We start from the raw sequence: 19,804 nt of genomic DNA, 5'->3' as shown, positions 1-19,804 counted from the left end.
GCCGCCGGGCCCGACCGCCCAACATCTCGAACACTACCCGCGCGATCGTGGCGGCCGCGCGGGGCCGCCGATGGCGACGGGCACCCCGGATCCGGGCCCCGTCGGCGGGGATGACCGGCCCGGCGTCAGTCTTCCTCGCCGTACAGCCGGCGGCGCACGGACAGCAGCTCGGCCTCCGGCCGGGCGGCCACCAGGCGCTCGCACGAGTCGAGCACCTCGCGGACGTGCGCCGCCTCGGCGGCCACCACGGCCACCGCGATCTCGGCCCGGCCGTGCAGGTCGAGCGCTCCCACCTCGGCGGCCGACACCTCGAAGCGGCGCAGCGCCGCCACGATCGGCCGTACATATGATCTTTTCGCCTTGAGCGACCTGGAGTCGCCTGGCAGCAGCAGGTCGAAGACCACGGTTCCGGTGAACATCGCCCCGGACATTACGGTCACCCCCGGACATGATCAAGGGGTTTACGCCTTTCGGCGTAAACCCCTTGATCACTGTGTCACCGTCGGATCAGGCGCGCGGCTTCTCCCGCATCTCGAAGGTCTCGATGATGTCGCCGACCTGGACGTTGTTGAAACCGGCCAGGGTCAGACCACACTCGAAGCCCTCGCGGACCTCCGTCGCGTCGTCCTTGAACCGCTTGAGCGAACTGACCGTGAGGTTGTCCGCCACGACCGCCCCGTCCCGCAGCAGCCGCGCCTTGGCGTTGCGGCGGATGACGCCGGACCGGACGATACAGCCGGAGATGTTGCCGACCTTGGACGAGCGGAACACGTCGCGGATCTCCGCGGAGCCCAGCTCGACCTCCTCGTACTCCGGCTTGAGCAGCCCCTTGAGCGCGGCGTCGATCTCCTCGATGGCCTGGTAGATGACCGTGTAGTACCGGATCTCCACGCCCTCGCGGTCGGCGATCTCGCGGACCTTGTTGGCGGCCCGCACGTTGAAGCCGATGATCGTGACCGCCTCGGACGAGGCGCTCGCGAGCATGACATCGCTCTCGGTGATCGCACCCACGCCCCGGTGGATGATCCTGAGCTGGACCTCCTCCGGGATGTCGAGGTTGAACAGCGCGTCCTCGAGGGCCTCCACGGAACCGGAGACGTCGCCCTTGAGCACCAGGTTGAGCGAGGTCTTCTCGCCCTCCTTGAGCTGCTCCATGAGCGTCTCGAGAGTGGCCCGGCCACGGGAGTTGGCGAAGGACGCCGCCCGCCGCCGTGCCTGCCGCTGCTCGGCGATCTGGCGCACCGTGCGGTCGTCCTCGGCAGCCAGGAAGGTGTCACCCGCACCCGGCACCGCGGTCAGACCGAGCACCAGGACCGGACGGGCCGGACCCGCCTCGGCGACCTGGTTGCCGTTCTCGTCGAGCATCGCCCGGACCCGGCCGTGCGCCCCACCGGCGACGATCGAGTCGCCGGCCCGCAGGGTGCCCTTCTGCACCAGCACCGTCGCCACCGCACCGCGGCCCTTGTCCAGGTGCGCCTCGATGGCCACACCCTGCGCCGGCCCGTCGATCGGAGCGGTCAGCTCCAGCGACGCGTCGGCGGTCAGCAGGACCGCCTCGAGCAGCTCCTCGATGCCGATGCCCGGCTTCGCCGCCACGTTGACGAACATGGTCTCGCCGCCGTACTCCTCGGCGACCAGCCCGTACTCGGTCAGCTGCTGGCGGACCTTGTCCGGGTTGGCCTCCGGCTTGTCGACCTTGTTGACCGCGACCACGATCGGCACGTCGGCCGCCTTGGCGTGGTTCAACGCCTCGATGGTCTGCGGCATCACGCCGTCGTCGGCCGCCACCACCAGCACCACGATGTCCGTCACCTGGGCACCACGGGCACGCATGGCGGTGAACGCCTCGTGACCCGGGGTGTCGATGAAGGTCACCGCGCGGTCCTCGCCCTCGTGCGGGACGTGGACCTGGTACGCGCCGATGTGCTGGGTGATGCCACCCGCCTCGCCGGCCACGACGTTCGCCTTACGGATCGCGTCGAGCAGCTTGGTCTTACCGTGGTCGACGTGACCCATGACGGTCACCACCGGCGCACGGCTGACCAGGCGCTCCTCCGCGACCACGGCGTCGAGGTCGATGTTGAACTGCGCGAGCAGCTCGCGGTCCTCGTCCTCCGGGCTGACGATCTGCACGTCGAAACCGAGGTGCTCACCCAGCAGCAGCAGGGTGTCGTCGGAGCAGGACTGGGTCGCGGTGACCATCTCGCCCAGGTTGAACATCTCCTGGACCAGCGAACCCGGGTTGGCGTTGATCTTGTCGGCGAAGTCCGACAGCGAGGCGCCACGGGAGAGCCGGACGACCTGACCCTGACCCCGGGGGGCACCCGAGCTCATGGTCGGGGCCGACAGGTTGTCGAACTCCTGTCTGCGCTGCTTCTTGGACTTGCGACCACGGGTCGGCCGACCACCCGGACGCCCGAAGGCACCCGCGGCGCCACCGCCACGGCCACGACCGCCGCCACCGGGGCGACCACCGCCACCGGCCGGGGCACCCGGACGGAAACCGCCGCCCGGAGCACCGCCACCGGCACCCGGGCCACCGCGGTAGCCACCGCCACCGCCGCCGCCACCGGGACCGGGACGGAAGCCACCGCCACCGCCGCCGCCACCGGGACCGCCACGGAAGCCACCGCCACCGCCACCGGGACGGCCTGCGCCGCCACCGGGGCCGCCACGACCGCCACCGGGGCCGCCGGGGCGACCCGTGGTGGGCCGCTGGCTCGGCATGGAGGCCGGGCTGGGCCGCGGCGGCATGGACGCCGGGCTGGGCCGCGGCGGCATGCCGGCCGGGCTCGGCCGGGGACCACCGGCAGCCGGGGGCCGCTGCTGGCCACCCTGGATACCGAACGGGTTGTTACCGGCGCCGCGCGCCGGCGGACGACCGCCCGGCCGGGCACCCGGGCCCGGGGTCGGGCCACCGGGACGGCCGGCGGCCGGGGTGGGACGCGGCGGCACCGCGTTCGGACCCGGACGCGGTGCCGGACCCGGACGGGGACCACCCTCGGTCGGGGGCTCCCGGCGGACGTTCTCCCGCTGCTGCTGGCGGGCGGCCTGCGCGGCCTTGACCGCGGCCTCCTGCTCAGCCTTGAGGGCGGCGGCGCGCGCCTCGGCGGCCGCCACTTCGATGTCGTGCGCGCTCGCCGGCTTGGCGACCGGGGTCGCCGGCTGCGGCGGGCTGGGGACCGGGCCCTTGGGCTTCGGTCCAGGGGTCGGCGCGGCCGGCCGCCGGGGCGGCATCGGCCTGGCCGAGACCCGGGGGGCACCCGGGGTCGGGGACGGCGTCGGGGTCGCCGCCGGAGCGGACGCGGCCGCCGCGGGGGCGGCCGGCGCCGAAGGGCCACCGGCGGACGCGACGAATGCGCCACGCAGCCGTCGGGCGACGGGCGCCTCGACGGTGCTGGACGCGGACTTGACGAACTCGCCCATTTCCTTCAGCTTGGCGAGAACGGTCTTGCTTTCGACCCCGAGCTCTTTTGCCAGCTCGTGTACGCGGGCCTTACCTGCCACTGCACTCCTCACTCCGAGGTCGTGCGGGCAGCACCCGCAGCGACCTCACTCCTGCACTTGAAGCCTGGTCATTTCAGGGACTTCATCGTGTGCTCATGTCGGTCGTCCTACCTTGCTAGCGACCCTCGTCCGGTCGGGCTGACCGGACGTAGTGGTTGGCGCGTCAACATGCTCCGCCAGCTCACCGTGATCGACGACCCCGGTGATGCGCAGTGCCCGCCCGAAGGCGCGGCGGCGCACCGCCTGCGCGAAGCAGGCCGGATCCGGGTGCATGTGCGCCCCCCGACCCGGCAGTCTGCGGGCCGGATCGGCCCGGAGGCTGTGACCAGCCTCGTCGCCGACCGCGACGATCCGCAGCAGTTCGCTGGCCGGCGCACGTCTCCGGCAGCCCACACAGGTGCGCTCCGGCAGCGCGCGTCGTACCACTGGAGAAAGTCTACCCCTAGCTGCTCGAGATCGCGCCGCCCGGCTCCGGCACGTGATCAGCTGCGCCCCGGCCGGCCGTCTCGGTCTGCTCCGCGTCGGAGCGGATGTCGATCCGCCAACCGGTCAGTCGGGCGGCAAGCCGGGCATTCTGCCCCTCCCGGCCGATCGCCAGGGAGAGCTGGAAGTCCGGCACGGTGACCCGGGCCGTCCGGCTGGCCAGGTCGACCACCTCGACCCGCAGCGCCTTGGCCGGGGAGAGCGCGTTGCCGACGAAGGTCGCCGGGTCGTCCGACCAGTCGATGATGTCGATCTTCTCACCGTGCAGTTCGCTCATCACCGCCCGGACCCGCTGGCCCATCGGGCCGATGCAGGCGCCCTTGGCGTTCACGCCGGGGGCGGTGGAGCGGACCGCGATCTTCGTACGGTGACCCGCCTCACGGGCGATCGCGCCGATTTCGACGGTGCCGTCGGCGATCTCCGGCACCTCCAGCGCGAAGAGCTTCTTCACCAGTGCCGGGTGCGAACGGGACAACGTGATCTGCGGGCCGCGCATTCCCTTTGCCACGTGCACCACGACGCAGCGGATCCGCTCGCCGTGCGTGTACCGCTCGCCGGGCACCTGCTCGGACTGCGGCAGGACGCCCTCCAGCTTGCCCAGGTCGACGCTGACGATGCCCTTCTCGACCCGCGCCTCGTGCGCCTGCACCACCCCGGTGACCAGGTCGCCCTCGCGGCCGACGTACTCGCCGAAGTGCACCTCGTCGGTGGCCTCCCGCAGCCGCTGGAGGATCACCTGCTTCGCGGTCATGGCGGCGATCCGGCCGAAGTCGTGCGGGGTGTCGTCCCACTCCCGCACCACGGTGCCGTCGTCGTCCACCTCCTGGGCGTAGACCAGGGCGGCCCCGGTCTTGCGGTCGATCTCCACCCGGGCGTGCGGCTCGGCGCCGTCGGTGTGCCGGTAGGCGGTCAGCAGCGCGGTCTCGATCGCCGCGAGGATCGTGTCGAACGGGATCTCCCGCTCGCGCTCGAGTGCGCGCAGCGCCGCGAGGTCGATGTTCACCTCTCCTCGTCCTCCACATCATCTTCGTCGTCGATGTCGTCAGTCTCGCCGGCCGCGCCGGCTGCGTCCGCGTCGTCGAACTCGTCCGCCTCGTCGATCTCGTCGAGGCGGGTGAACTCGACCTGGACCCGACCGGGTCCGAGGTCGGCGTAGCGGTGCTCCGCGCGGCCGGCGTCCGTCTCCAGCACCACGCGCTCGTCGTCGGCCTCGACCACCCGGCCGGTGACCTGCCGGTCCCCGGCGGCCCGCTGCTCGGGCAGCGCCGCCCCGCCGCGCACGGTCACCTTGACCAGCCGGCCGACGTTGCGCCGCCAGTGTCGGGGCAGAGTGAGCGGACGGTCCACGCCCGGCGAGCTGACCTCGAGCTGGTACTCCCCCGCCACGATGTCGCCACCGGCCTCCTCCGCGGCGTCCAACGCCGCGGAGACCGCGCGGGAGACGTCCGCGACGGCGTCCAGGTTGATCCCGCCGTCGGCGTCCACGATCACGCGTACGACGTGCCGTCGGCCGGCCCGGGAGACGGAGAGGTCCTCCAGGTCGTACCCGACGCCCTCGATCACCGGCTCGATCACCTCGCGCAGCCGCGCGCGCCGGGCGCCGAGGTCACCGCCGCGCGGTGCGCCGGCCCGGTCCCCACCACGGGGCCCGTCGGCCCGCCGGGGTCGCCCGGACGGCCCGGTCGGCCTGGTGGCACGGCCACGCTGCGTCATCTGGCGCCCCTTCTCCTGATCGAGCTGCGGTCCGCTTCGGCCCGCCATGCCGGCACGCCACCGGGGCGGTCGCGCCCGGTGGCTGCGCAGAGCGTAACGCGCCTGGCGGGTGACGGACCCGGCGGCGCACCGACGCCGGTGGCCCACGGGCGGCCACGGATGGTGTTGACTTGTCCGGTGGCGACGGGCAGAACAACACAGCGCAACGGGGCACCGGGGCATTCCCGGCGAAACGTGCTGCGCGCCGGAGCGCTGGTGGTGGTCGGCGGTGCCGCCGTACCGCTGACCGGCTGTGATCTTTTCGACCGGGGCGACGACAAGCCGCCGCCGCCCGATCCGCTCGAGCCGCTGGCCGCCGAGGCGGCCGAGCTGGCCGCCCGGCATCGGGCCGCGATCGCCGCCGACCCGGCCCTGGCCGACCGGCTGACCCCGATCGCCGACGCCCACCAGGCCCACGCCGACGAGCTGCGCCGGGTGATCGGCCGCCCGCTGCCGTCCGGCGCGCCGAGCGGCACGCCGTCCGGGGACGCGGACCCCGCCGACCCGCTGCCCGGGCTACGCGAGGCCGAGCGGGCCGGGCGGGACAACGCCGCGAAGGCGTGCGCGACCGCGCCGGCCGAGCGGGCCGCGCTGCTCGGCTCCATCGCCGCCGCCCGGGCGACCCACCTGGAGGTGCTGAAGTGATCCCGCGTACCGCACCCGCCGGGCCCGCCGAGGCCCTCGCCGCCGCCCTCACCGCCGAGTACGCGGCGATCTGGGCGTACGGCGTGATCGGCGTCCGCCTCGCCGAGGCCGCGCGGACCGCCGCCCGCGCCGCCGAGGCGGCCCACCGGTCCCGCCGCGACGCCCTGATCCTCCAGCTCAGCTCCGGCGGCGGTCAGGTCCCCGCCGACCGGGCCGGGTACGCCCTGCCCTACCCGGTGACCGACCGGGCGAGCGCGCTCAAGCTGGCCGTCGAGGTCGAGGAGCGGACGGCCGGGTTCTGGCGGGCCGCCCTGCCGCACACGACGGGCACCGACCGGAACCGCGCGCTGGCCGCGCTGACCGACTGCGCGCTGCGCGCCACCCGGTGGCGGCGGACGGCCGGGGTGACCCCGCTCACCGTCCCCTTCCCCGGCCGCCCGGTCTGAGCGGAGCCCCAGCTCACGGTGCGGGCGTTCCGGTTGCGGGTCGCATACCAGGTATGCATACTCCGTTTCCATGTCCATCCGTCACGGGCTGCTCGCCCTGCTCGAACGCGGCCAGATGTACGGCTACCAGCTGCGCGCCGCCTTCGAGGAGTCGACCGGCTCGACCTGGCCGCTGAACATCGGGCAGGTCTACACCACCCTCTCCCGGCTGGAGCGGGACGGCCTGGTCCGGCCGCTGCCGGAGCACGAGGGTGGGCAGCGGCCGTACGAGATCACCGACGCCGGGCGGGCGGACCTGGCGCTCTGGTTCGCCACCCCGATCAGCCGCACCGACCGGCCCCGGGACGAACTGGCGATCAAGCTGGCCCTGGCGCTGACCACCCCGGGCGTGGACGTCCGCGCGGTGGTGCAGACCCAGCGCAGCGCCACCATGCGGGCGTTGCAGGAGTTGACCCGGCTGAAGTACACCAGCGACAAGCCGGAGGACCTGCCCTGGCGGCTGGTGCTGGACGCGATGGTCTTCCAGGCCGAGGCGGAGATCCGCTGGCTCGACCACTGCGAGACGAGCCTGGTCCGCTACCGCCCCGCGCCGTCCCGTCCGCCGGCGCCCGACGCCGGGGCGGTGGACCGCACCGACCAGGAGGTCCGCCGGTGAGCGCGAGGAGCGAGCCGGGCCTGCGAGCCCCGCAGTCGCGAACGGAGACGGTCCGGTGAGCGAAGCGGGCGCGGTGCTGGAGCTGCGGGACGTGTACCGGACCCACGGCGCCGGGGAGGCCGCCGTGCACGCGCTGCGCGGGGTCAGCCTCACGGTCCGCCCCGGTGAGCTGGTCGCCGTGATGGGCCCCTCCGGCTCCGGCAAGTCCACCCTGCTCTCGCTCGCCGGCGGGCTGGACCGCCCCACCACCGGCGAGGTGCTGGTCGAGGGGGCGGCGCTCGGCCGGCTGGACCGCCGGGAGCTGGCCCGGCTGCGGCGGCGGCGGGTCGGCTACGTCTTCCAGGATCTCAACCTGCTCGGCAGCCTCACCGCGGCGGAGAACGTCGCGCTGCCGCTGGAACTCGACGGGACGGGCGTCCGGCAGGCCCGCAGGCTGGCCCTGGCCGCGCTCGCCGAGGTGGACCTGACCGGGCTGGGCGACCGCTTCCCGGACCAGATGTCCGGTGGTCAGCAGCAGCGGGTGGCGATCGCCCGGGCCCTGGTGGGCGAGCGCCGGCTGGTGCTCGCCGACGAGCCGACCGGTGCGCTCGACTCGCAGGCCGGGGAGGCGGTGCTGCACCTGCTGCGCCGCCGGGTGGACGCCGGCGCGGCGGGGGTGCTGGTCACCCACGAGGCGCGGCACGCCGGCTGGGCGGACCGGGTGGTCTTCCTCCGGGACGGGGTGCTGGTCGACTCGACGGCGCCGCTGGTCGGCGTCGAGCAGCTGCTGACCGGCAGCGGGCGGTGAGTCGGGGCCGGTTCGCCGGGGCGGTCGGCTCGTGGCTGGTGGCGCTGCGCATCGCGCGGCGGGAGGCACGGCGGGCCCGTGGTCGTACCGCGCTGGTGCTGGCGATGATCACGCTGCCGGTGCTGGTGCTCAGCTTCACCGCGGTGAGCTGGGACATGGCGGAGCTGACCCGGGCGGAACAGCTGGACCGGCGGCTCGGGGGCGCCGACGCGGAGCTGCGCTGGTCGGCCGAGAACGCGCTGGTCCAGGACGCCTGGGGGGAGAGTTCCTGGCCGGCCCAGGGCGAGTCGGTGCCGCGTACCCGTCCGGTGGCCGCCGCCGAGATCAGCGCGCTGCTGCCCGCGGGCAGCCGGGTCAGCCGGGTCCGCTGGTGGGTGCCGTTCGAGGTACGGATCGACGACCGGAACGTGTCGTTCGACGCGCGGAGCCTGGACCTGACCGATCCGGTCGCCCGGCCGCTGGCCAGGCTGCGCGCCGGCCGGCCGCCGGCCGAGCCCACCGAGATCGCGGTCAGCCAGCGGGCCCTGCGCCGCCTGGAGGTGCCGCTCGGCGGCACGGTCCGCACCGCGGACGGCGGCGGGCCGTACCGGGTCGTCGGGGTGGTGGAGTTCCCGGACAACCTGCGCGAGGTGGTCGCGGTGCGCCCGGAGGCGCCGGCCGGGCCGGTCGGGCCGGCGGACGAGAGCTGGCTGGTGGACGTGCCCGGGCGGCTGGACCCGGCGCTGGTGGACCGGCTGAACGCGCGGGGCGTGACGGTGACCGCCCGCACCGCCGTTCCCGGCCGGGACGACGCCGCCGGCGACGGCACGCCGCTGCCGGACGCGGCGGACACGGGCAACGCGGTGCTGGTCGGCGGCCTCGGTCTGCTGGAGGTGGTGCTGCTGGTCGGGCCGGCCTTCGCGGTCGGCGTACGGCGGCGGCGCCGGGACCTCGCGCTGGTCGCGGTGGCCGGCGGGGACCACGTGCACCTGCGCCGGGTGGTGCTGGCAGACGGGGTGGTGCTCGGCGCCGGCGGGGCGGCGCTCGGGCTGCTGCTCGGCACCGCCGCGGCGTTCGCCGGCCGGCCGCTGGTCGAGCAGTACGTCACCGCTGCCCGGTCCGGCGGGTACCGCGTCTTCCCGGCCGCGCTGGCCGCGATCGGCGCGGTCGCGGTGCTCGCCGGGGTGCTCGCGGCGCTGGCTCCGGCCTGGGCCGCCGCCCGCGAGGACGTGGTGGCCGGGTTGGCCGGACGGCGCACCCCGCCCCGGCACCGGCGGCGCTGGCTGGTCGTCGGGGTGCTGCTCACCCTCGGCGGCGCCGCCGTCGCCGGGCTCGGCGCGGCCAGCACCACCCCGACGGTGATCCTGGCCGGGCTGATCCTCGGCGAGCTCGGACTGGTCTTCGGCACCCCGACGTTGATCGGGCTGCTCGCCGGGGCCGGCCGGCTGCTGCCGCTGGCGCCGCGGCTCGCGCTGCGCGACGCGAGCCGCAACCGCTCCTCCGCCGCCCCGGCCATCTCCGCGGTGATGGCCGCGGTCGCCGGCAGCGTCGCCCTCGGCGTCTACGTGGCCAGCGACGAGGCCCGGGCCCGGGCGGACTGGCAGCCCGGCATCCCACCCGGCAACGTGCTGCTGCTGCGGTCGGACTCCGGCGCTGCCGAGCTGCCGCCGGCGGCGCAGGTGGCCGAGAGGGTCCGGGCCGTCCTGCCCGACGGCACGGTGGCCCGGGTCGACGTGCCCGCCTGCGCCGCGCCGACGTCCCCCGAGGACTACTGCAATGTGGCGGCGGTGGTCCCGCCGGACCGGGAGTGCCCGTACGAGCTGACCGGGTACCTGACCGCCGACGGGCGCCGGCGGGCCCTCGCCGACCCGCGCTGCGCGCGGCCGTCGCGCAGCCCGGACGGCCTCTACCTGCCGGCGTTGGTGGACGACGGCTCGGCCCTGCCCGTGCTCACCGGCGCCCCGGCCGCCGAGGTGGCCGCCGCGACCCGGGTGCTGCGGGCCGGCGGGGTGGTGGTGAACGACCCGCGGCAGGTGGTCGACGGGCGGGTGGCCGTCACCGCCAGCCGGAGCTCCGCCGGCCAGGACCCGCCGGCCACCGTCACCGCCACCCTGCCCGGCTACGCGCTGCGCGGGGGCCTGCCGGTCGACCGGCTATTCCTCTCCGCCGCGGCGGCGGCCCGGATCGGCCTGACGGGCGAGCAGCTCGGCTACGCCGTCGACACCACCGGGCCGCCGACGGTGGCGCAGCAGGAACGACTCGTGGCCGACCTGCCGCGGCTCGCCTCGCTGCAGGTGCAGGTGGAGCAGGACCACCCGTACTCGGACCGGCGGCCGCTGCTGCTCCTGCTGGCCGTCGGCGCCGGCGTGATCACCCTGGGCGCGGCCGGGGTGGCCACCGGGCTCGCCGCCGCCGAGGGGCGTCGGGATCTGTCCACCCTGGCGGCGGTGGGGGCCAGCCCACGGGTACGCCGGGTCCTGTCACTCTGCCAGGCCGGCGTGATCGCGGTGCTCGGTTCCGCGCTGGGCATCGTCGCCGGCCTCGGCTCGGCGTTGATCATCCTCTCCTCGGTGAACCGCCGGTACGCCGCGGCCTGGCCGGTCGAGACGCCGTACCCGGTGGTGGTGCCCTGGTTGACCCTCGGCGTGCTGGTGGTGGTCCCGTTGCTGGCGATGCTCGGGGCGGGGCTCATGACCCGGTCCCGGCTGCCCGTGGAGCGCCGGCTGGAGTGACGGGCTCCGATGTGGACCGGCCGCTCCGGGCCGCCCACGAGTGCGTGGGCCGCGCGTGGGTGCCGCCACGGCGGCGGAACCGGCAGACTGGGCCCGTGTCCGTCCTGGGAACCCTCACGCGCCGGCTCGGCCACCAGAAGTGGTTCGGCGCCACGTTGCGCCTGCTCGTCCCCGCCGACCGGCTGGTCGGCCGGCTCACGAAGGGCCGGGTGGTCGCGTTGGGCCTGGTGCCCTCCCTGGTCATCACCACCACCGGTCGTCGCTCCGGTCAGCCCCGCAGCAACCCCCTGCTGTACGTGCCGGACGGCGACGGGTACGTGGTGATCGGGTCGAACTGGGGGCAGCGGCACCAGCCCGGCTGGGCGATGAACCTGCTCGCCCAGCCGGGCGCCGAGGTGGACGTCAAGGGGCGCCGCGTCGCGGTACGCGCCGAGGTGGCCACCGGCGCGGAGCGGGACCGGCTGTGGCAGCTGCTGGTCACCGAGTGGCCCGCGTACCGGACGTACGTGGAGCGGGCCGGCGGCCGGGAGATCTGGATCTTCCGGCTGGTCCCGGTCGACGCGGAACGGACCGGCGCCGACCCGTCCTGACTTCCGGGCGCGCCACCCGGGCCCGGCGCAGCGGCGTGGCTAGGGTGGGAACGGCGGGCGGCCGGCGCGCAGCGGGCACCCCGGACGGCGACGCCCCGGGCCGGTGGTCCCCGGGTGGACGGAGGTGACCGGTGGACACCAGCGACGTGGAGCTGGGGACCGACCCGCACCTGGACGATCCACGGTGGCGGGTCGCCGAGCGGGTGAGCGCCGCGGCGCTGCGCCGGTTCCCGGCGGACATCCTCGCCGTCGCGGTGCACGGCCCGCTGGCCCACGGCGACGACGACGGCGGCGGGGACGGCGAGGTCGGGCTGCTGCTCGCCACGTACCGGCCGGACAACGGTCCGGCCCCGGCCACCCGCCGGGTGGACGGGGTGCTGGTCGACCTGACCGTCGCCGGGGCCGACGACTACCTGCGGCAGGCCCGCACGATCTCCGCGCTCTGGCCGCTGACCGCCGATCGGTACGTCACCACCCGGGCGCTGCACGACCCGACCGGGTGGCTGCGCGGCCTGCGCGACGAGCACCTGGCCCGGCTGGCCCGGGCCCGGCCGGCCGAGTTCAGCACCGCCGCCCGGCAGGCGTGGTACCGGGGCAGCGCCGCGCACGCCCGCGCCGCCCGGCTCGCCGAGTGGTACGAGACGGACCAGGCGCTGCTGATGCTCGGCGAGGCGCGGCTGGCGGCGGCCACGGTGAACGGGCTGCTCAGCCGCACCTACTTCCGCGACCCGGGGGACGCGGTCCGGCGTACCGGGCTGGCCGGGGCGGACATGACCGAGATCGGCGCGGTGCTGGCCCGCCAGGCCGAGGAGTTGGCGGCCCGTGGCCGCCCCGTCGACGGCACGGTCGACGATCTCCTCGACGCCTGACCACGCCACCCGGGTCGGGTCAGCCGATGCCGCCCTGGACGCCGATGAAGGCGCCGACCAGGTACGTCGCGCCGGCGGCGGCGGCGCCGAGCAGGAGCTGACGCAGACCGCTGGTCCACCAGGGGCGGTTGGTGAACCGGGCGACGACCGCCCCGGCCACGAAGAGCCCCACCCCGCCGACGCCGAGCGCCAGCCAGAGACTGGTGAAGCCGAGCAGGTAGGTCAGCAGCGGGACCAGGGCGCCGACGGAGAAGCACAGGAACGACGAGACCGCCGCGGCCCACGGGCTCGGCTGCTCGTCGGGGTCGACGCCCAGCTCCTCCCGGACGTGCATCCGCAGCGCCTCCTCCGGGTTGCGCCGGACCGCCTCGGCGACCTGCACCGCGAGGTCCCGCGGCAGCCCGCGGGCCACCCACGCCTCGGCCAGCTCGCGGGCCTCCGCCTCGGGGTGCCGCTCCAGCTCGCGCCGCTCCTTGGCCACCTCGGCGGCGACCTGCTCGTTGGCCGACCGGACGCTGGTGTACTCCCCCAGGCCCATCGAGATGGCGCCGGCGACCAGCCCGGCGGCGCCGGTGAGCACGACGCTGCGCGGGGAGACGCCCCCGCCGCCGACGCCGGCGATCAGGGCGATGTTGGTGACCAGTCCGTCCATCGCGCCGAACACGGCGGGCCGCAGCCAGCCGCCGGACACGTCCGCGTGGTGCGCCTCGCGCAGCGCGGCCGGGGTCTCGGTCACGGGAGCGTCAGGATCTCGTAGCCGTCGTCGGTCACGACGATGGTGTGCTCGAACTGGGCGGTCCACTTCCGGTCCTTGGTGACCACCGTCCAGCCGTCGTCCCACATGTCGTACTGGTGGGTGCCGAGGGTGATCATCGGCTCGATGGTGAACGTCATCCCCGGTTCCATGATGTCGGTGGGCCGGGGGCTGTCGTAGTGCGGCACGTAGAGGCCGCTGTGGAACGTCTCGCCGATGCCGTGGCCGGTGAAGTCGCGGACCACGCCGTAGCCGAACCGCTTGGCGTACGACTCGATGACCCGGCCGATCACGTTGATCTGCCGACCCGGGGCGACGGCCTTGATGCCCCGCATCATCGCCGTGTGGGTCCGCTCGACCAGCAGCCGCGCCTCCTCACTCACCTCGCCCACGCAGAACGTCGCGTCGGTGTCCCCGTGCACCCCGTCGAGGTAGGCGGTGACGTCGACGTTGATGATGTCGCCGTCGGTGAGCACCGTCGAGTCGGGGATCCCGTGGCAGATCACCTCGTTCAGGCTGGTGCAGCAGGACTTCGGGAAGCCCTTGTAGCCCAGCGTCGACGGGTAGGCGCCGTGGTCGACCAGGAACTCGTGCACCACCCGGTCGATCTCGTCGGTGGTCACGCCCGGCTTGCAGTGCTCCCCGGCGAGCTGGGTGGCCTGGGCGGCGAGCCGGCCCGCGATCCGCATCTTCTCGATGGTCTCCGGCGTCTGCACGTGCGAGCCGCGCCACTCCTGGGGGCGCTTCTTGCCCACGTACTCCGGACGGGCGATGTGGGCAGGCACCGGTCGCCACGGGGAGAGTGTGCCTGGGGTCAGCGGCGCACGGACGGTCATGCCGACAGCCTATCGCTGCGCGTCGGCGTGACCCCCGCCACGGCCTGCTCGCGCGGGTTGTTGCCGCGCCCGACCGGCTGTGCCATTGTGGCTCCGTGGATCTAGGGGGCGCACCTCCCGTCTTCTCCGCGACGGCGGAGGTCGACGGTGATCAGCTCCGTGTGCTGGTGACCGGCGAGGTCGACATGGCCACCGCCGACACCATGCTGCAGACCGCCCTGCGGGAGCCGGCCGGGCACGTGACGCTCGACCTCCGCGCGGTCACCTTCTTCGACTCGGCGGCCATCCACGCCCTGGTCCGGCTCGCCCAGCGGTTCCCCGGCGCGTTGACCGTGCTGCCGTCCCGGCAGGTCCGCCGGGTGCTGGAGATCTCCGGCCTCGGCGAGCAGGAGTGGCTCCAGCCGGCCTGAGCCCCGGCAGCCCGCGCGCCCGGCCAGCCCCACCGCCCCCCGCCGCCGGCTGGTCGGCTCAGTCGCGCAACTGCCGGCGCAGCGCCAGCTCGGTGCCCTCGGCGGTACGCCGGACCGTCAGGTCGCCGAGCGCCCGGATCAGCGCTAGTCCCCGGCCCCGGAAGCCCGCCCCGACGGACTCCCGCCACCGCCCGCTGTCCCGGACCGTGGCGACCACCGTCCGGCCCTCGATCGTCACCTCCACGCCGATCACCGGCTCGGCCGGCGACAGCGGATGCTCGATGGCGTTCGCGGCGGCCTCGGAGATCGCCACGGTGAGGTCGAACAGGTCGTCCTCGCCCACCCGGTGGGCGACGAGGAAGTCCTCCAACCGCTTGCGCAGCACGCTGAGTCGGGTCGGGTCGGCCGGCAGCCGCAGCGCGAACCGGTTCAGCGCGACCGCCTCCAGGGCCAGCACCGCCACGTCGTCGTGCCGGGGCCGTTCGGCCACCCGCTCGACCACCGCGTCGACCAGGTCGGCCACGTGCTCCCCGCGGCTGGCGGCGGCCAGCCGGAGCCGGTCCAGCGCGGCGTCGAGGCCGAGCTCCCGGTCCTCGATCAGGCCGTCGGTGTAGAGCAGCAGACGATCGCCGGGGGCCAACTCACCCTCGACGGTCCGGTACGCCGCCTCCGGGACCGCCCCGATCGGCGGTCCGAGGGCCCGGTCGTGCAGGAGGGCCGCGTCGTCTCCGCGGATCAGCAGCGGAGCCGGGTGACCGGCGCTGGCGTACCGCAGCCGGCCGGTGCGGGGAGAGAACCGGAGACAGACGACGGTGGCGAAGGAGCCGTGCTCGGTGGAGCCGACCAGCCGGTTCAGCCGGGTCAGCGCCTGGCCCGGGTCGAAGCCCTCCAGGACGTACGCCCGCAGCGCGTTGCGCAGCTGGCCCATCGCGGCGGCGGCCCGGACGCCCTTGCCCACCACGTCGCCGATCACCAGCACCAGCTCGTCGTCGGCGGCGCCGATGACGTCGTACCAGTCGCCGCCGACCTCGACGTCGGCGCTGCCCGGCAGGTACCGGCTGGCCACCATGGCGCCGGGCAGCTGCGGCAGCGTACGCGGCAGCAGGCTGTGCTGGAGGGTGGTGGCGATCCGGTGCTCGGCCTCGTAGAGCTGGGCGTTCTCCAGCCGTACGCCGACCAGCCGGGCCAGCTGGGTCAGCGCGGCCTGCTCGGTGCCGTCCCCGTCGCGGCGCCAGACCCGCAGCTCGCCGAGTTGCCCGCCGGTGGTGCCGGTGAGCGGCAGCACCACCGTCGGCTCGGTGCCCACCTCGCCGCCGCCGTCCGCCTCGTAGCGGGCCCCGGTGGTGGTGACCACGACCCGGGCCGCCTCGGCCAGGCTGAGCGCGTGCCGGGCGGCGACCTCCACCACGTCGGCGGTGGAGCGGGCCGTGTTGATCGCCACGGCCGCGTCGGCCAGCGCGTGCAGCCGCCGGATGATCTGGCCGCGCAGCTGGCCGAGTTCGACGTTGGCCCGGACCCGGGCGATCAGCTCCTCGCTGGAGAAGGGCTTGGTCAGGTAGTCGTCGGCGCCGACCGAGAGCCCGGCGACCGCCTCGGCCGAGCCGGCCCGGGCGGACAGCAGCACGATCGGCACGTGCCGGGTGACCGGGTTCGCGCGCAGCGCGGTGACCAGCCCGAAGCCGTCCAGCCGCGGCATCATCACGTCGGTCAGCACCAGGTCGAACGGGGCGTCGACGGCCAGCCGGAGCGCCTCCACGCCGTCCGGCACGGCCACCACCTCGTAGGCCTGGGCGAGCAGCCGGGTGACGTGTTCGCGCAGGTCCGCGTTGTCGTCGGCGACCAGGATCCGCCCGCCGCCGGCGGGCGCGTCGACCCGTTGCGGCAGCTCGGCGGGCGGCCCGACCGGGTCGGTCCAGAGCACGGTCTCGGCGACGTAGAGCCGGGCCTGCTCCGGCTCGGTCAGCGGCACCGGGGCGAGGGTGACCACCCGGTCGGCGGGCAGGTGCCCGTGCCCGAACGGGACGGTCACGGCGAAGGTGGTCCCCTCGTCGACCCGGCTGCGCACCTCGACCGTGCCGCCGTGCATCTCGACCAGTTCGCGGACCAGCGCCAGCCCGATCCCGGTGCCCTCGTGGGTGCGCGACCGGACGCCCGGCACCCGGTGGAACCGCTCGAAGACGTGCGGCAGCTCCTCCGGCGCGATGCCGACGCCGGTGTCGACGACCTCCACCCGGGCGGCTCCGTCGACCGCGCGTACCCGGACCTGGATCTCACCGTCGAAGGTGAACTTGACGGCGTTCGAGACCAGGTTGAGGACGATCTTCTCCCACATGTCCCGGTCGACGTGGACCGGCGCGGGCAGGGGCGGGCAGTCCACCACCAGGCGCAGCCCGGTCCGCTCGATCGCCGAGCGGAAGGTGCTGGCCAGCCGGGAGGTGTAGTCGGCGAGGTCGGTGGGCTGGTACCGGGCGGCCAGCCGCCCGGACTCCAGCCGGGAGAAGTCCAGCACGGTGTTGACCAGCTTGAGCAGCCGCAGCGCGTTGCGGTGCATCATGGTCAGCCGCTCGGTGTACTCGGCGGGCAGGCCGGGCTCGGCGAGCAGGTCCTCCAGCGGCCCCAGGACCAGCGTCAGCGGGGTGCGGAACTCGTGGCTGACGTTGGTGAAGAAGTTGGTCTTGGCGCGGTCCAGCGCGGCCAGTTCCGCGGCCCGCGCGCGCTCCTGCTCGTACGCCCGCTGCTTGCCGACCGCGCGGGAGATCTGCGCCGCCACCAGGTCGGTGAAGTCGAGGTAGTCGTCGGTGAGCGGAAGCCGGCGGGCGAGCCCGAGCACCAGCACGCCGGCCGGCTCGTTGGTCGCGGTGATCGGCAGCACCAGGGCGTGCTCGGCGGCGTCCGGCGGCAGCCCGTCGAGCAGGTCGCCCACCGGCACCGGTCGGGTCTTCCCCGAGGCGTCCGCGGCGGCTGCCGGCGGCTCCGGCGGCCCCCCGACGACCCGGCCGGGGTCGACGCCGGCGCAGCCGGTCAGCACCGGGCTGCCCGCGGCGTCGTACAGCCAGAGCAGGCTGAACGGCAGGTCCGTCCGGTATCCGTCGAGGACCCGGGCCGCGACCCGGCCGAGTTCCCGCATGCTCTGCACGTCGGCGAGTCGGGAGCCCAGCTCGGCCAGGGCCCGCAGCCGGCGCTCGCCGACCACCCGACCGGTGGTCTCGTTGACGAAGCAGAACACGCCCTTGACCGTGCCGTCGGCGTCCCGGATCGGATCGTAGGAGACGTCGAAGTAGACGTCCTCGAGGAAGCCGTGCCGGTCGATGACGAAGGGGTGGTTCTCGCCCCGGTACGGCTCGCCGGTGCGCCGTACCCCCTCCAGCAGCGGCCCGAGCACCTCCCAGGTCTCCACCCAGTGGACCCGGGCCGGCTGCCCGATCACCGCCGGATGCTTCGCCCCGATGGTCGGCCGGTAGGCGTCGTTGTAGAAGGCGCGGTGGTCCTCGCCCCAGAACATCACGATCTGGGCCCGGGAGGAGAGCATCATGCTGACGGCGTGGCAGAGGGCCGGGGGCCAGGCCTCCGGCGCGCCCAGCGGAGTGGTGGACCAGTCGAAGGCGTGCAGCCGCTGACCCATCTCGCCGCCGGCGGCGAAGGCCGCGGTCAACAGTGGTGGCAACTCCGCCTCGCCGGTCCCCGAGAACGAGCCTCGCCCGCCCTCGCCCCCCTGGGCCGAGCTCATGCAGCCTCCCGCTCAGGCCAACGTCCGCGACGGTCGGCGAGATCTCGCCGACCGTCCCCGCCTATTACCCCGATGGAGGAGCAACGTAACGCATTGCGGCCGACGGTCGCTGGTTACCCGAGCCTCATCCTGACGCGACCACCGACGGTGTGATCCGGGCAACACGTTCGGCTGCTAGTGGTGAGCGGCCCGGACCAGGGCGGCCACCGGGCGCGGGTCCGGATCGTTCTCCGGATGCCACTGCACGCCCAGCAGGAAACGCCGCCGCGGATCCTCCAGCGCCTCCACCACCCCGTCGTCGGCCCACCCGGTGACCACCAGGTCACCCGGGTCGGCCACCCCCTGGTGGTGGTAGGAGTTGACCCGGTCCACCCCGGCCAGCACCGACCCGGTCAGGCTGCCGGGGGCGAACCGCACCGGATGCGCGCCGTAGACCCCGGGCGCCGGCCGGTGCCGGTCGTGACCGACCACGTCCGGCAGGTGCTGGTGCAGCGCCCCGCCGTGGGCGACCGCGAGGAGCTGCATCCCCCGGCACACGCCGAGCACCGGCAGGTCCGCGGCGAGCGCCGCGGTGAGCAGGGCCAGCTCGCCCGCGTCCCGGTCGGGGCGGCTCTCGGTACGCGGATCGGGCGGCCGGCCGTACCGCTCCGCGCCGACGTCGGCGCCACCGGCGAGGAGCAGCCCGTCGAGCACCCCCACCACGTCCGCGTCGAGGTCGTCCGGGGGCAGCAGCACGGCCCGGCCGCCGGAGGCGGTGACCGCCCGGACGTACGCCTGCGGCACCAGCGCCGCGGGCACGTCCCGCCACACCGCCCAGCCGGCCGGCTCGACGTACGCGGTGATCCCGATGAGCGGACGGCTCACAGCGGGGTCACGTACGCGCCGGTGATCCCGCCGTCCACCACGAACTGCGCGGCGGTCATGAACGACGAGTCGTCGCTGGCCAGGAAGGCCACCGCGGCGGCGATCTCCGCCGGCTGACCGAACCGGCCCATCGGCACGTGCACCAGCCGGCGGGCGGCCCGCTCCGGGTCGGCGGCGAACAGCTCCAGCAGCAGCGGGGTGGCGACCGGGCCGGGGCAGAGAGCGTTGACCCGGATGCCCTCCCGGGCGAACTGCACGCCCAGCTCCCGGGTCATCGCCAGCACCCCGCCCTTGCTCGCCGTGTACGCGATCTGCGAGGTGGCCGCCCCCATCAGCGCGACGAACGAGGCGGTGTTGATGATCGAGCCCTTGCCCTGCCGGCGCATGTGCGGGATGACGTGCTTGCAGCAGAGGTAGACGCTGGTCGTGTTGACCCGCAGCACCCGCTCCCAGGCGTCCAGCCCGGTCTCCAGGATGGAGTCGTCGTCGGGCGGGGAGATGCCGGCGTTGTTGAACGCGACGTCGACCCGACCGTGCCGCGCCACCACCCCGTCGAAGAGGTCCCGCACCGCCGCCTCGTCGGCCACGTCGCAGGCCACGAACTCCCCACCCACCTCGTCGGCGGCCCGCTTGCCCGCCTCCGGGTCGATGTCGACGCAGACCACCCGGGCCCCCTCGGCGGCGAACCGCCGCACCGTGGCCAACCCGATCCCACTGCCCGCCCCGGTCACCACGGCGACCCGGTCCTGTAGCCGTCCCTGCACTGCG

At 74.9% G+C, this 19,804-nt stretch carries 18 protein-coding genes; 8 read left to right on the top strand and 10 right to left on the bottom strand.

The window, feature by feature from the left end; all coding sequences use genetic code 11:
• Positions 1-125: 125 nt before the first annotated feature.
• The 5 genes from ACFOYX_RS23335 to rimP all read right to left on the bottom strand — a co-directional run bounded on the left by ACFOYX_RS23335 (position 126) and on the right by rimP (position 5,703).
• Positions 126-419 (bottom strand): DUF503 domain-containing protein, encoded by a 294-nt coding sequence (locus ACFOYX_RS23335; protein WP_109805388.1) that lies wholly within the window; start codon positions 417-419, stop codon positions 126-128.
• A gap of 88 nt (positions 420-507) precedes the next feature.
• Entirely contained in the window at positions 508-3,507 is a 3,000-nt protein-coding gene (gene infB / locus ACFOYX_RS23330) for a translation initiation factor IF-2 (RefSeq protein ID WP_322440730.1), read from the bottom strand.
• A 93-nt stretch (positions 3,508-3,600) separates the two neighbouring features.
• On the bottom strand, positions 3,601-3,933 hold the full coding sequence (locus tag ACFOYX_RS23325) for a YlxR family protein (RefSeq protein ID WP_109800762.1): 333 nt from the start codon (positions 3,931-3,933) through the stop codon (positions 3,601-3,603).
• A 16-nt stretch (positions 3,934-3,949) separates the two neighbouring features.
• Positions 3,950-4,993, bottom strand: a complete 1,044-nt coding sequence (gene nusA / locus ACFOYX_RS23320; protein WP_109800761.1) for a transcription termination factor NusA — start codon at positions 4,991-4,993, stop codon at positions 3,950-3,952.
• Positions 4,990-5,703: a ribosome maturation factor RimP gene (rimP, locus tag ACFOYX_RS23315; protein ID WP_109800760.1), complete on the bottom strand. Its 714-nt coding sequence runs from the start codon at positions 5,701-5,703 to the stop codon at positions 4,990-4,992. The genes nusA and rimP overlap by 4 nt, the downstream gene beginning before the upstream one ends.
• A gap of 234 nt (positions 5,704-5,937) precedes the next feature.
• On the opposite strand from rimP, the gene ACFOYX_RS23310 reads away from it, so the two are divergent.
• The 7 genes from ACFOYX_RS23310 to ACFOYX_RS23280 all read left to right on the top strand — a co-directional run bounded on the left by ACFOYX_RS23310 (position 5,938) and on the right by ACFOYX_RS23280 (position 12,445).
• Positions 5,938-6,387 carry a hypothetical protein gene (locus tag ACFOYX_RS23310; RefSeq protein WP_322440731.1) on the top strand — a complete coding sequence of 150 codons (450 nt, stop codon included), beginning with the start codon at positions 5,938-5,940 and terminating at the stop codon, positions 6,385-6,387.
• Entirely contained in the window at positions 6,384-6,833 is a 450-nt protein-coding gene (locus tag ACFOYX_RS23305; RefSeq protein ID WP_109800759.1) for a ferritin-like domain-containing protein, read from the top strand. The genes ACFOYX_RS23310 and ACFOYX_RS23305 overlap by 4 nt, the downstream gene beginning before the upstream one ends.
• A 70-nt stretch (positions 6,834-6,903) precedes the next feature.
• Positions 6,904-7,488, top strand: coding sequence for a PadR family transcriptional regulator (locus tag ACFOYX_RS23300; RefSeq protein WP_322440732.1), 585 nt, complete (start codon positions 6,904-6,906; stop codon positions 7,486-7,488).
• A gap of 55 nt (positions 7,489-7,543) precedes the next feature.
• Positions 7,544-8,275, top strand: coding sequence for an ABC transporter ATP-binding protein (locus ACFOYX_RS23295; protein WP_322440733.1), 732 nt, complete (start codon positions 7,544-7,546; stop codon positions 8,273-8,275).
• The gene (locus tag ACFOYX_RS23290; RefSeq protein ID WP_322440734.1) at positions 8,272-10,986 is read left to right on the top strand and encodes an FtsX-like permease family protein; all 2,715 of its coding nucleotides are present in this window, start codon (positions 8,272-8,274) and stop codon (positions 10,984-10,986) included. The genes ACFOYX_RS23295 and ACFOYX_RS23290 overlap by 4 nt, the downstream gene beginning before the upstream one ends.
• A gap of 95 nt (positions 10,987-11,081) precedes the next feature.
• Positions 11,082-11,576, top strand: a complete 495-nt coding sequence (locus tag ACFOYX_RS23285; protein ID WP_322440735.1) for a nitroreductase family deazaflavin-dependent oxidoreductase — start codon at positions 11,082-11,084, stop codon at positions 11,574-11,576.
• A 131-nt stretch (positions 11,577-11,707) separates the two neighbouring features.
• Positions 11,708-12,445 carry a nucleotidyltransferase domain-containing protein gene (locus tag ACFOYX_RS23280; RefSeq protein ID WP_322440736.1) on the top strand — a complete coding sequence of 246 codons (738 nt, stop codon included), beginning with the start codon at positions 11,708-11,710 and terminating at the stop codon, positions 12,443-12,445.
• A 19-nt stretch (positions 12,446-12,464) separates the two neighbouring features.
• On the opposite strand, the gene ACFOYX_RS23275 is transcribed toward ACFOYX_RS23280, so the two are convergent.
• Together ACFOYX_RS23275 and map are read right to left on the bottom strand one after the other, a co-directional pair.
• Positions 12,465-13,181 carry a VIT1/CCC1 transporter family protein gene (locus ACFOYX_RS23275; protein ID WP_322440737.1) on the bottom strand — a complete coding sequence of 239 codons (717 nt, stop codon included), beginning with the start codon at positions 13,179-13,181 and terminating at the stop codon, positions 12,465-12,467.
• Positions 13,178-14,035 carry a type I methionyl aminopeptidase gene (gene map / locus ACFOYX_RS23270; RefSeq protein WP_322440738.1) on the bottom strand — a complete coding sequence of 286 codons (858 nt, stop codon included), beginning with the start codon at positions 14,033-14,035 and terminating at the stop codon, positions 13,178-13,180. The genes ACFOYX_RS23275 and map overlap by 4 nt, the downstream gene beginning before the upstream one ends.
• A gap of 95 nt (positions 14,036-14,130) precedes the next feature.
• On the opposite strand from map, the gene ACFOYX_RS23265 reads away from it, so the two are divergent.
• Complete coding sequence (locus ACFOYX_RS23265; RefSeq protein WP_201749915.1) at positions 14,131-14,445, top strand: STAS domain-containing protein; 315 nt, start codon at positions 14,131-14,133, stop codon at positions 14,443-14,445.
• A 58-nt stretch (positions 14,446-14,503) separates the two neighbouring features.
• Here ACFOYX_RS23265 and ACFOYX_RS23260 read toward each other — a convergent pair whose 3' ends face one another.
• The 3 genes from ACFOYX_RS23260 to ACFOYX_RS23250 all read right to left on the bottom strand — a co-directional run bounded on the left by ACFOYX_RS23260 (position 14,504) and on the right by ACFOYX_RS23250 (position 19,800).
• Positions 14,504-18,172, bottom strand: coding sequence for a SpoIIE family protein phosphatase (locus ACFOYX_RS23260; RefSeq protein WP_322440739.1), 3,669 nt, complete (start codon positions 18,170-18,172; stop codon positions 14,504-14,506).
• Between the two features lie 174 nt (positions 18,173-18,346).
• Positions 18,347-19,036 (bottom strand): gamma-glutamyl-gamma-aminobutyrate hydrolase family protein, encoded by a 690-nt coding sequence (locus tag ACFOYX_RS23255; RefSeq protein WP_109804646.1) that lies wholly within the window; start codon positions 19,034-19,036, stop codon positions 18,347-18,349.
• The gene (locus ACFOYX_RS23250; protein WP_322440740.1) at positions 19,033-19,800 is read right to left on the bottom strand and encodes a 3-oxoacyl-ACP reductase; all 768 of its coding nucleotides are present in this window, start codon (positions 19,798-19,800) and stop codon (positions 19,033-19,035) included. The genes ACFOYX_RS23255 and ACFOYX_RS23250 overlap by 4 nt, the downstream gene beginning before the upstream one ends.
• Between the last annotated feature and the right edge of the window lie 4 nt (positions 19,801-19,804).

Origin of the sequence: Micromonospora sp. GCM10011541, assembly GCF_042650725.1 — a bacterium.
GTDB lineage: Bacteria > Actinomycetota > Actinomycetes > Mycobacteriales > Micromonosporaceae > Micromonospora > Micromonospora sicca.
Note: the sequence above shows the minus strand (reverse complement) of the source record. Positions and strands in the feature narration are given on the sequence as shown.

Bases quoted from the DNA above. Each gene is read 5' to 3' on its own strand.
- ACFOYX_RS23335 (WP_109805388.1), bottom strand. From the start codon at position 419: ATGTTCACCGGAACCGTGGTCTTCGACCTGCTGCTGCCAGGCGACTCC.
- rimP (WP_109800760.1), bottom strand. From the start codon at position 5,703: ATGACGCAGCGTGGCCGTGCCACCAGGCCGACCGGGCCGTCCGGGCGA.
- ACFOYX_RS23300 (WP_322440732.1), top strand. From the start codon at position 6,904: ATGTCCATCCGTCACGGGCTGCTCGCCCTGCTCGAACGCGGCCAGATG.
- map (WP_322440738.1), bottom strand. From the start codon at position 14,035: ATGACCGTCCGTGCGCCGCTGACCCCAGGCACACTCTCCCCGTGGCGA.
- ACFOYX_RS23260 (WP_322440739.1), bottom strand. From the start codon at position 18,172: ATGAGCTCGGCCCAGGGGGGCGAGGGCGGGCGAGGCTCGTTCTCGGGG.